General features: G+C 65.5%; 10 protein-coding genes. 6 read left to right on the forward strand and 4 right to left on the reverse strand.

What is annotated here, in order from left to right; genetic code table 11:
* Positions 1–76: 76 nt before the first annotated feature.
* From ACFE77_RS07225 to ACFE77_RS07235, 3 genes are read left to right on the forward strand one after another with little or no spacing between them, the layout of a single operon-like run.
* On the forward strand, positions 77–1,579 hold the full coding sequence (locus ACFE77_RS07225; protein ID WP_375420954.1) for a circularly permuted type 2 ATP-grasp protein: 1,503 nt from the start codon (positions 77–79) through the stop codon (positions 1,577–1,579).
* On the forward strand, positions 1,579–2,514 hold the full coding sequence (locus ACFE77_RS07230; RefSeq protein WP_375420988.1) for an alpha-E domain-containing protein: 936 nt from the start codon (positions 1,579–1,581) through the stop codon (positions 2,512–2,514). The genes ACFE77_RS07225 and ACFE77_RS07230 overlap by 1 nt, the downstream gene beginning before the upstream one ends.
* Positions 2,514–3,314: a transglutaminase N-terminal domain-containing protein gene (locus ACFE77_RS07235; RefSeq protein ID WP_375420955.1), complete on the forward strand. Its 801-nt coding sequence runs from the start codon at positions 2,514–2,516 to the stop codon at positions 3,312–3,314. Before ACFE77_RS07230 ends, ACFE77_RS07235 begins: the two co-directional genes overlap by 1 nt.
* A gap of 3 nt (positions 3,315–3,317) precedes the next feature.
* On the opposite strand, the gene ACFE77_RS07240 is transcribed toward ACFE77_RS07235, so the two are convergent.
* A complete protein-coding gene (locus ACFE77_RS07240; RefSeq protein WP_375420956.1) occupies positions 3,318–4,109 on the reverse strand; it encodes an arginyltransferase in 792 nt (263 codons plus the stop codon).
* A 232-nt stretch (positions 4,110–4,341) separates the two neighbouring features.
* On the opposite strand from ACFE77_RS07240, the gene ACFE77_RS07245 reads away from it, so the two are divergent.
* Positions 4,342–4,590 (forward strand): hypothetical protein, encoded by a 249-nt coding sequence (locus tag ACFE77_RS07245; protein ID WP_375420957.1) that lies wholly within the window; start codon positions 4,342–4,344, stop codon positions 4,588–4,590.
* Positions 4,591–4,638: 48 nt separating this feature from the next.
* Here the strand turns inward: ACFE77_RS07245 and ACFE77_RS07250 are convergent, their stop codons facing one another.
* Complete coding sequence (locus ACFE77_RS07250) at positions 4,639–5,883, reverse strand: threonine ammonia-lyase (RefSeq protein ID WP_375420958.1); 1,245 nt, start codon at positions 5,881–5,883, stop codon at positions 4,639–4,641.
* 104 nt (positions 5,884–5,987) lie between these two features.
* Between ACFE77_RS07250 and ACFE77_RS07255 the strand changes: the two genes are divergently transcribed.
* Positions 5,988–7,607 (forward strand): amidohydrolase, encoded by a 1,620-nt coding sequence (locus tag ACFE77_RS07255; RefSeq protein WP_375420959.1) that lies wholly within the window; start codon positions 5,988–5,990, stop codon positions 7,605–7,607.
* 494 nt (positions 7,608–8,101) lie between these two features.
* Here the strand turns inward: ACFE77_RS07255 and ctrA are convergent, their stop codons facing one another.
* Complete coding sequence (gene ctrA, locus ACFE77_RS07260) at positions 8,102–8,797, reverse strand: response regulator transcription factor CtrA (protein WP_375420960.1); 696 nt, start codon at positions 8,795–8,797, stop codon at positions 8,102–8,104.
* Between the two features lie 341 nt (positions 8,798–9,138).
* Positions 9,139–9,321, reverse strand: a complete 183-nt coding sequence (locus ACFE77_RS07265; RefSeq protein ID WP_375420961.1) for a hypothetical protein — start codon at positions 9,319–9,321, stop codon at positions 9,139–9,141.
* Between the two features lie 158 nt (positions 9,322–9,479).
* Here ACFE77_RS07265 and ACFE77_RS07270 point away from each other — a divergent pair, with 158 nt between their 5' ends.
* A complete protein-coding gene (locus ACFE77_RS07270; protein WP_375420962.1) occupies positions 9,480–9,689 on the forward strand; it encodes a hypothetical protein in 210 nt (69 codons plus the stop codon).
* Positions 9,690–9,757 lie beyond the last annotated feature (68 nt).

The following is a 9,757-nucleotide window of genomic DNA, read 5'->3' on the forward strand; positions in this document are numbered from 1 at the left end:
TCGCATGGTTCCTTGTGCGGCGCAGCAAAGCCGTGCAGCATGGAACCCGGATCATCGCGCAGGACTTTAGCCGAGGATGGAGAAAACACCCGCTTTCGACGAGATCATGGGCCAGATCGGCTCGACGACCGCGCGCGACGAACTCGCCGCTCTTCGGCGGTGGCTCGACCAGACGCCCGACGGCGAGCTGCGGCGACGGCAGGAAGCGGCAGAGACCACGTTTCGCCAGCTCGGCATCACCTTCGCGGTATATGGTGAGAGCGAGGCAAGCGAGCGGATCATTCCGTTCGACATCGTGCCGCGAGTGTTCCTGGCGGACGAGTGGTCGCGACTATCCGAAGGGCTGGTGCAGCGGGTCGACGCGATCAACGCGTTCCTCGAAGACGTCTATGGCGAGCGCCGCATTCTGAAGGACGGGGTGCTCCCTGAGGATTTGGTGCTCGGCAATGCGCAGTTCCGGCCCGAGATCGCGGGGATCCGGCCGCCGCACGGCATCTGGGCGCATATCTGCGGAATCGATCTGGTCCGCACCGGGCCGGACGAATTCTACGTACTCGAGGACAATGCGCGGACGCCATCGGGGGTCAGCTACATGCTGGAAAACCGCGAGGCGATGTTGCGGCTGTGTCCCGAGCTGTTCCGCGAATTCCGCGTTGCTGCGGTCGACAGCTACCCCGACCGGCTGCTCGAGACGATGAAGTCGGTCGCGCCGCACGGATCGGGATCGGGCGCGACCTGCGTCGTGCTGACGCCGGGCCACTATAATTCGGCTTATTACGAGCACAGCTTTCTGGCCGACTCGATGGGGGTCGAGCTGGTCGAGGCGGCCGATCTGGTCGTCGACGAGGACTTCGTCTGGATGCGGACGATTGGCGGGCGGGTGAAGGTCGACGTGATCTATCGCCGGATCGACGACGACTATCTCGACCCTCTGGTGTTCAGGCCCGATTCCGCGCTTGGCGTGCCGGGGTTGATCGCGGCTTATGCGGCGGGGAACGTCGCGATCCTCAATGCGCCGGGCAACGGCATCGCGGACGACAAGGCGATCTACAGCTATATGCCCGAGATCGTCCGCTATTATTCCGGCGGCGAGCCGAAACTGCCCAATGTCGAGACATGGCGCTGTCGCGAACCGCAGGCGCTCCAATACGTACTCGACAATCTCGATCAGGTCGTCGTCAAGCTGGTCGATGGCTCCGGCGGTTACGGCATGTTGGTCGGGCCGACCGCGTCCAAGCAGGAGATCGAAGATTTCCGCGCGGCGCTAGTCGCGGAGCCGCATCGCTATATCGCGCAGCCGACGCTGGCGCTGTCGACCGTGCCGACGCTAGCCGATAGCGGGCTGTCGCCGCGCCATGTCGATTTCCGGCCATTCGTGCTGAGCGGCTCCAAAGGCGTGCAGGTGGTGCCCGGCGGGCTGACCCGGGTCGCCTTGCGGGAGGGGTCGCTGGTGGTGAACTCCAGCCAGGGCGGCGGCACCAAGGACAGTTTCGTGCTGATGCCCGATCTGCCGCGGCAGTCGCAGACGATGGGCACAATGAGCCAGTCGCAGGGCGCACGCCCGGGCGGTGCGGCATGATGCTCTCGCGCACCGCGGCGTCGCTCTACTGGCTCGGCCGCTACATCGAACGCGCCGACTTCATCGCGCGCCTGATCGAGGCAACGGTGCGGCTTGATGTGATGTCGTCGCGGCCGGCGGGCGAGGCGGCGTGGCAGTCGGCGCTGGCGGTCAGCGATACCGAGGCAGCGTTCGTTGCGAGCGGCGCGGCGCTGACGCAGACCGACGTGGTCCGTTTCCTGACCCTCGACAAATCGCATCCCGGATCGGTCGCCCGCTGTCTCGGTCGGGCGCGTGACAATGCGCGGGCAGTGCGCACCGCGCTGACCCGCGAATCCTGGACCGCGATCAACCGCGCGTGGCTGGTGTTCGAGAACCGCACTAACGTCGACGGCACCTCGACGACGCTGATGCTGGTCGATGCGGTGAAGAACGAGGCGCGCAGCTTCGAAGGCGCCGTGCACCGGATGCTGCGTAATCAGTCCACCTGGTTCATCCGGCTCGGCCAGGCGGTCGAGCGCGCGGACAACACCGCGCGGCTGCTCGACGTCAAATATCATATCCTGCTGCCAGAGGGCGAACAGGTGGGCGGTGTCGTCGACCGGGACCAATGGACCACGATCCTGCAGACGGTTTCGGCGGTGACCGCCTATCGCTGGATGTACAATGACGGTCTGTTGCCCGCCAACGTCATCGACCTGCTGATCGCGCGCAGCGAGCTGCCGCGCAGCCTGGCCGCGTCGGTCGAGGAGACGGTCGAGCTGCTCGGCTTGCTGGCGAAGCGGACCGGGACGCATGGCGAGGCGGATCGGATGGCGCGGATGCGCTCGGCGCGATTGGGGCGGACCCGATCGGGCGAGGTGATCGCATCGGGGCTGCACCAATATCTCGAAGCCTTCATCCGCGAGAACGATCAACTGCACGGCGCAATCGGCCGTCAGTTCAAGTTCCACTGATGCGGCTGTCGGTCGATCATCGCACCGTCTACCGCTTCTCGACGGCGCAGAGCCGTCTCGTCCAGATGCTGCGGATGACGCCCGAAAACCACCACGACCAGACCGTGGCGACGTGGCAGATCCACATCGATTGCGACGCGAAAATGCGCCCCGGGCGCGACGGCTTCGGCAATGCGATAACGATGCTCTATGTCGAAGGGCCGGTGAACGCGATCGAGATCGAGGTGTCGGGTGCGGTGCTGACCAGCAACTCGCAAGGTGTGCTAAACGGCGTCGCCGAAGTACTGCCGCCGGCGCTGTTTCTTCGTGCCACGATGCTGACGCCGCAGGATCCAGCGATCCGCGAGTGGGCTGCGGGCGTTGCCCACGGGGCGGAGCGCCTCGCCGGATTGCGGCTGATCAACGAGGCGCTGCAACGGCGCTTCAAGCATGACCACGGCCGGCCTAAGGGCGGGCTCGACGCTGCGGCCGCATTCACCCGCGATAGCGGCACGTCGCGCGACCTGGCGCACATCTTCGTGGTGGCGGCGCGGTCGATCGGCGCGCCGGCGCGGTTCGTCTCGGGCTATGCGCTGGTCGATGGCAAGCATCGTCCGACGCCGCATGGCTGGGCGGAGGCGTTCGTCGAGGGCGTCGGCTGGGTCGGTTTCGATCCCTGTACCGGCAAATCGCCCGAGGAGGATTATGTCCGCGTCGCCGCCGCGCTGGATGCCGCGGGCGCGGCCCCCGTCGCCGGTTCACGCCTGGGCGAAGGCGAGGAAGAACTCGACGTCGATGTCAGCGTGTCGCTGGCGCCCTGAGCGTCAGCCGAACGAGCCGATGTCCCGCGTATCGGTGCGACCCTCTACTACCCGAGTCGAGTCCTCGTCGAGCAGTCGCCAACCCTCGGGCCCGAGCACTTCGATCGGCCGATAGCGCGTCTTGTAGGCCATCCGCGGCGACCCCTTTACCCAATAGCCGAGATAGACATAGGGTAGCCCGGCGTCGCGGGCGCGCATGATGTGATCGAGGATGATGTAGTTGCCGAGCCCCGGCCGGCTGTCGTCATCGGCGGCGAAGAAGCTGTAGATCATCGACAGTCCATCGGCCTGACGATCGGTCAGGCAGGCGCCGACCAGTTTGCCGCGCTCGCCGGCGCGCGATCGTGCGCGATATTCGATGATCATCGAATTGACCGGCGAATGCTCGACCATGTCGGCGTAATCGTCCTCGTCCATGCCCGCCATGCCGCCGCCGGGGTGGCGCGCGGCGAGATAGCGGCGAAGCAACTGGAACTGTTCGTCGGTTGCCCAGGGTCGGCACGCGACCACGTCGATATCGTCGTAGCGCTTGACCATCTTGCGCTGCGTGGCGTTGGGCGAGAACTCCTGAGTGACCACGCGCACCGACACGCAGGCCGCACAGCCCGCACAGCTCGGGCGATAGGCGACGCCTTGGCTGCGGCGAAAGCCGATCCGGCCGAGCGCGTCGTTGAGCTCGCTGGCATGCGGGCCGGTAAGCTCGGTGAACACCTTCCGTTCCTGCCGTCCCGGCAGATACGGGCAAGGCGAGGGGCTGGTGACGAAGAAGCGCGGAAATCTGAAGGGCGCAGTCACCGCCGGTCGACCTTTCGAACGAGTGTCGCAAACGCGACGACCCGACATCTATGAATAAAATAACGGCTACTGAAAAGCTCGTTTACCATCTATGAGGGTTAAGCGTGCTGCTTAGTTCTTTGTCTTGGGGGTTAATGTCTCGTTAGGTGGAGATACGTATAGCCAGCGCGCAAAGCAGGAACCATAATGAACAGGCTGCGTTGCGAGAGCGCACGTAAGTGAGGGAGTTTCTATGTACAAGAAGTTGATTGGCATCGTTTCCGCGATGGCCCTGAGCACGATTCCGGTGATGGCATCGGCCGCACCCGCCGCGAACCCCGCCAGCTCGCTGTCGGTCGCGAAGGCTCGCGCCGGCACGCCCACCACGGGCAAGAACAAGCTGGGTGGCGGCGGCGCCGTCCTTGCAGCCCTGATCGCAGCGGGCGTCGTTGCCATCGTCGCGATCGCGGCGACGAAGGACGACAACTCCGACTCGAACTAATGACGACGGGGCCGCGAGCGATCGCGGCCCCTGACTTGTTACGGCAACCTATGCGAGCTCTACGGGGCTCGTGTCATATCCTGCCTCTCGCAGGGCAGTGATCAGCCGGTCGAGATGAGCCCGGTCGCGTGCCTCGCACTCGATGTCGGTGATCAATCCCTTGGCCGGCAGTGTCGTGAAAACGCGCTGATGATAAACCTCGATGATGTTGACGCGTTGCTGATCGAAGATTCGCGCGACGTTGAACAGCGCGCCGGGCTGATCCTGTAACCGGATCCGCAGCCGCGCCAGCCTGCCTGAGCGGGCGAGATCGCGCAGCAGCACGTTGGCGAGGAGCCGCGTGTCGATGTTGCCGCCGCACAGGACGACGCCGACGGTCCGCCCCTTGAAGCGCTCGGGATGCTGGAGCAGCGCGGCGAGCCCGGCGGCGCCGGCGCCCTCGACCACAGTCTTTTCGATCTGCAGCAACAGGCTGACCGCCTGTTCCAGGCTGCGTTCGGTCACCAGGACGATGTCGTCGACGAGTTCGGCGACCATCCGCGAGGTGATACCGCCCGGTTCCTTGACCGCAATCCCCTCAGCGAGCGTGTCCCCTGCGCAGGGCATGTCGGTGCCGTTGATGCGGTTGTACATCGACGGAAACAGCTCGGCCTCGACCCCGATGACCTCGATCGGGTGATCCGCGGCGCGCGCGACCGTCGCCATGCCCGAGATCAGCCCGCCGCCGCCGATCGGGGTGACGAACAGGTCGATCGCGGGAACGTCCTCCAGCATCTCGATCGCGACCGTGCCCTGGCCGGCGATGACGCGTGGATCGTCGAACGGGTGGACGAAGGTGTAGCCGCGCTCGGCCTCCAGCACCCGGGCATGGGCGTAGGCGGCGTCGAAGGTCTCGCCCTCCAGGATAACAGCGGCGCCGTGGCCCTCGGTCTGGGTGATCTTGATGGAGGGCGTGGTCCGCGGCATCACGATCGTCACCGGGATGCCGAGCCGGTTGGCGTGGTATGCGAGGCCCTGGGCATGATTGCCAGCCGATGCGGCGATCACGCCCTTCGCCCGCGCTTCGGCCGACAGCTGCGACAGCGTGTTCAGCGCACCGCGTTCCTTGTAGGCGGCGGTAAACTGGAGGTTCTCGAACTTCAGATACACCGTCGCGCCGGTCAGTTCCGACAGGGTGCGGCTAATCAGCGTCGGGGTCCGCACGATCGATGCGCGGATTCGGTCGTGCGCCGCGTGGACGTCGTCGATCGAGACCGGCATGGTCGGGGCGACGGATACAGGATAGCTAGCCATCGACGGGCGCTAGACCATCTGGCGCGGTGGGGGAACACCGCTTATGCGCTGCCGCTTGGCAGGCTTGGGAGCAGCTCGTGGTGGTTCGTCGGTGGTTCGCTTGCATGCTTTTGCTGTTGCCCGCGCCGGCGCTGGCCGACGCCCTGATCGACAACGTCAACGGGATGACCTTGGATAAGGAGCGGAAAGTGATCCGCTTCAACGGCTTGCTGATGTCGCCGGACGGCAGGGTGGTGCGCCTGCTGGGCGCCAAGGACAAGCGCCCCGAAAAGCTGGACTGGCGTGCGGACATGAAGGGCAGGGTGCTGTTGCCCGGCTTCATCGACGCCCACGGCCATGTCGCGGAATTGGGGTTTCGCGCGCTGGAACTCGACCTGTCGGGGACCAAGTCGCTCGACGAGGCGAAGGCGAGGATCCGCGCCTATGTCGCCGCCAATCCGGAACGCCGCTGGATCCTCGGCGGCGGCTGGAACCAGGAGACTTGGGGGCTCGGCCGATTTCCGACCGCGGCGGACCTCGACACTGTGGTGAGCGACCGCCCGGTCTGGCTGTCGCGCGCCGATGGTCATGCGAGCTGGGCCAACACCGCGGCGATGACCGCGGCGGGCGTGTCGGCGAAGAGCGTGGCGCCGCCGGGCGGGCGGATCGAAAAAACCGGCAACGTGCCGTCGGGGGTGTTCGTCGATGCCGCGCAGGATCTGGTGCAGAAGGTCGTGCCCCAGCCGCTCGGCAAGGACCGCACCGCCGCGTTCCTGAAGGCGCAGGCGATCCTGCTCAGCAACGGCATCACCGCGGCGGCGGACATGGGCACCTCGCTCGACGACTGGCTGACCTATCGCCGGGTCGGCGACGCGGGTGCGCTGCGGGTGCGGATCATGAGCTATGCTTCGGGCGTGAACACCGCGATCCGCGTCGGCGGCTCGGGCCCGACCCCGTGGCTCTACGGCGACCGGCTGCGGATGGGCGGGGTCAAGCTGTACGGCGACGGCGCGCTCGGGTCGCGCGGGGCGTGGCTGAAGGCGCCCTATGCCGACGCGCCGGGGCAGAGCGGGGCGGGATTCATGACCGATGACGTCATCCGCAACCTGATGAGTCGCGCGTCGATGGACGGCTACCAGGTCGCAGTCCACGCGATCGGCGACCGGGCCAACGCTCAGGCGCTGGGCGCGATCGAGGAATTGTCGGAGACCTACAAGGGCGACCGCCGCTGGCGGATCGAGCATGCGCAGATCGTCGACCCGGTCGATCTGCCGCGGTTCGCGCGCAACGGCATCATCGCGTCGATGCAGCCCACGCACCAGACCAGCGACCGGACCATGGCGGAGGCGCGGCTGGGCGCGGCGCGGCTGACCGGCGCCTATGCCTGGGCGACGATGCTGCGGCAGGGTACGCCGCTGGCATTTGGATCTGACTTTCCGGTCGAGCGCCCCGATCCGTTCGCGGGCTGGGCGGCGGCGTTCACCCGGCAGGACGCGTCGAGCGAGCCGTTCGGCGGCTGGCGGCCCGAGGAGGCGGTGACGCGCGAACAGGCATGGTGGGCGTTCACCGGCGGCGCGGCGTTCGCGGGGTTCGCCGACGACCGGTTCGGGCGATTGGCGCCGGGGCAGCGTGCCGACTTCATCATCGTCGATCGCGACCCGATGCTGGCGTCGCCGACCGATTTGCGGGCGACCAAGGTCGAGGAGACCTGGGTCGGCGGGCAGAAGGAATATGAACGGAAATAGCGCTCACGGGCCCCGAAGAGTCACAAGAGTCTCATCATTCGCGCGTGCGCGCCTGCGCCTGCGCGCGCGCGCCTTGGGGCGGTAAGATTATAGCGATGAGAAACAGCGGAGGACCGAGTTCCGCAGTTTCTCCAACATTGCAACGGTGATCGGAGCGTCCGGCGGCAGTTGTGCTCCCGCGAAGGCGGGAGCCCAGTACTGGGTCTCCGCCTTCGCGGGGACACAAGAGTGGGATGACGTTGCCTCAATCCCCTTCCGTCATCTCCGCGCAGGCGGGGATCCATACTGGCTCGTTTCAGTATGTCAGCCGCAACGCTTGCCAGTCTGGATCCCCACCTGCGCGGGGATGACGAACAAGGTGGCTGAACCCGCGGCACGTAATCCAACGCTAAGGCGGGAAGTGGTTACCCCGAGGTCCGCCGGCACATAAAAGAAAAGGCCGCGACGCCCCCCGACGTCGCGGCCTTGCTTCCGGTTCTGCCGGAAGGAAGCGATCAGGCGACCTGGACGACCTCTTCGGGTTCGCGCAGCACATAGCCGCGGCCCCAGACGGTCTCGATGTAGTTCTCGCCGTCGCATGCCAGGCTGAGCTTCTTGCGCAGCTTGCAGATGAAGACGTCGATGATCTTGAGTTCGGGTTCGTCCATCCCGCCATAGAGATGGTTGAGGAACATTTCCTTGGTGAGCGTCGTGCTCTTGCGGAGCGACAACAGCTCCAGCATCGCATATTCCTTGCCAGTCAGATGGACGCGGCTGCCATCGACTTCGACGGTCTTGGCGTCGAGATTGACCGCGAGCTTGCCGGTGCGGATGACCGACTGCGAATGGCCCTTCGAGCGACGCACGACGGCGTGGATGCGGGCGACGAGTTCTTCGCGGTGGAACGGCTTGGTGACGTAATCGTCGGCGCCGAAGCCGAACGACCGGACCTTGCTGTCCATCTCGTTGATCCCCGACAGGATCAGTACCGGCGTCGAAACCCGCGCGACGCGCAGCTTCTTCAAGACGTCGTACCCGTGCATATCGGGCAAGTTCAGGTCGAGCAGGATGATATCGTAATCGTACAACTTGCCCAGATCGAGGCCTTCTTCGCCAAGATCGGTAGTGTAGATGTTGAACCCTTCGGTGGTCAGCATCAGTTCGATGGCCTTGGCCGTGGTCGGCTCGTCCTCAATCAGCAGAACCCGCATCGCTTATTCCCCCGTTGGTGCACTCACGAACACCCCTGCTCGCGACCGACCTGGATCCATTAACCAAACAACCTCTGAAGGCAAAAGGTTAATTTACGTTTAATCCAATGGTTACAATGAGTCGGGTGAGGATGTTTTTGGAGGCATCCGGGTTGGGCAGGTAAGTCAGGCGAATGAGGGGCATCAACACCATTCGTCACCTCGGACTTGTCCCGGGGTCGACAGTGCCGCAAGGTTGCGACCTATTAGCGTTCGAGAAGCAAGCCGCTTAGTGGACCCCGGAACAAGTCCGGGGTGACGGATCGTTCTTGGGCGTTCGGCGTCGCGGCCTGCCGTGGGTATCAGCGGCGCCCGCGCCACCAAATGACGAGCGACAAAACGATCCCGATCGCGGTGCCGATCAGGAAGCCGGAGGTGGTTTCCCCCATCGACAAACCGACCCCGGCGCCGACGATCGCGCCCAGCGCGATGAGGAAGCCGCCGGCGGCGGGGGTGTTCGGACTGGCCATGGCTGCACTTGGCATGTCCCCGCTCGGGACGCCAGCGTCTCCGCATGGGACGCGTGGCACGATCCGCAGCATGCTGAAATCAGGGCATTTACCATTGCCTGCCGCGGCCCGCCGTCGATCCGACCGGGCTGGCACGGGACGTGTAATGGGAGAAGGACAGCAGGGAGTATCAGATGGTCGAACTATATCTCGCCGATGCGAAGCAGGTCCGCGAAGCCGCCGACCTGATCGCCGGTTTCGGTGAGAAGGCCGCGATAGAGGCAACGGTCCGTGCGGAGCGGAGCCGGGATCTCGGCAACCACGTCCATTTCTGCCGCTGGCGGCAGACGCGGCGATTGATCGACCTGCTGGTGTCGGAGGATGTGATCGGCACGGTGCATTGAGAATATCGCTTCCCGCCGACGCGGTGGAGAAACGGGTCGGCGGAGCATTGCGGGCACAGGGGCCACCG

Origin of the sequence: uncultured Sphingomonas sp. (assembly GCF_964243315.1) — a bacterium.
In the GTDB taxonomy this organism is placed as follows: Bacteria; Pseudomonadota; Alphaproteobacteria; order Sphingomonadales; family Sphingomonadaceae; genus Sphingomonas.

What these genes read in the sequence shown, in the direction of transcription:
- ACFE77_RS07230 (WP_375420988.1), top strand. Translation starts at nt 1,579, where the DNA reads ATGCTCTCGCGCACCGCGGCGTCGCTCTACTGGCTCGGCCGCTACATC.
- ACFE77_RS07255 (WP_375420959.1), top strand. Translation starts at nt 5,988, where the DNA reads ATGCTTTTGCTGTTGCCCGCGCCGGCGCTGGCCGACGCCCTGATCGAC.
- ACFE77_RS07265 (WP_375420961.1), bottom strand. Translation starts at nt 9,321, where the DNA reads ATGCCAAGTGCAGCCATGGCCAGTCCGAACACCCCCGCCGCCGGCGGC.
- ACFE77_RS07235 (WP_375420955.1), top strand. Translation starts at nt 2,514, where the DNA reads ATGCGGCTGTCGGTCGATCATCGCACCGTCTACCGCTTCTCGACGGCG.
- ACFE77_RS07270 (WP_375420962.1), top strand. Translation starts at nt 9,480, where the DNA reads ATGGTCGAACTATATCTCGCCGATGCGAAGCAGGTCCGCGAAGCCGCC.
- ACFE77_RS07250 (WP_375420958.1), bottom strand. Translation starts at nt 5,883, where the DNA reads ATGGCTAGCTATCCTGTATCCGTCGCCCCGACCATGCCGGTCTCGATC.
- ACFE77_RS07225 (WP_375420954.1), top strand. Translation starts at nt 77, where the DNA reads ATGGAGAAAACACCCGCTTTCGACGAGATCATGGGCCAGATCGGCTCG.
- ctrA (WP_375420960.1), bottom strand. Translation starts at nt 8,797, where the DNA reads ATGCGGGTTCTGCTGATTGAGGACGAGCCGACCACGGCCAAGGCCATC.
- ACFE77_RS07245 (WP_375420957.1), top strand. Translation starts at nt 4,342, where the DNA reads ATGTACAAGAAGTTGATTGGCATCGTTTCCGCGATGGCCCTGAGCACG.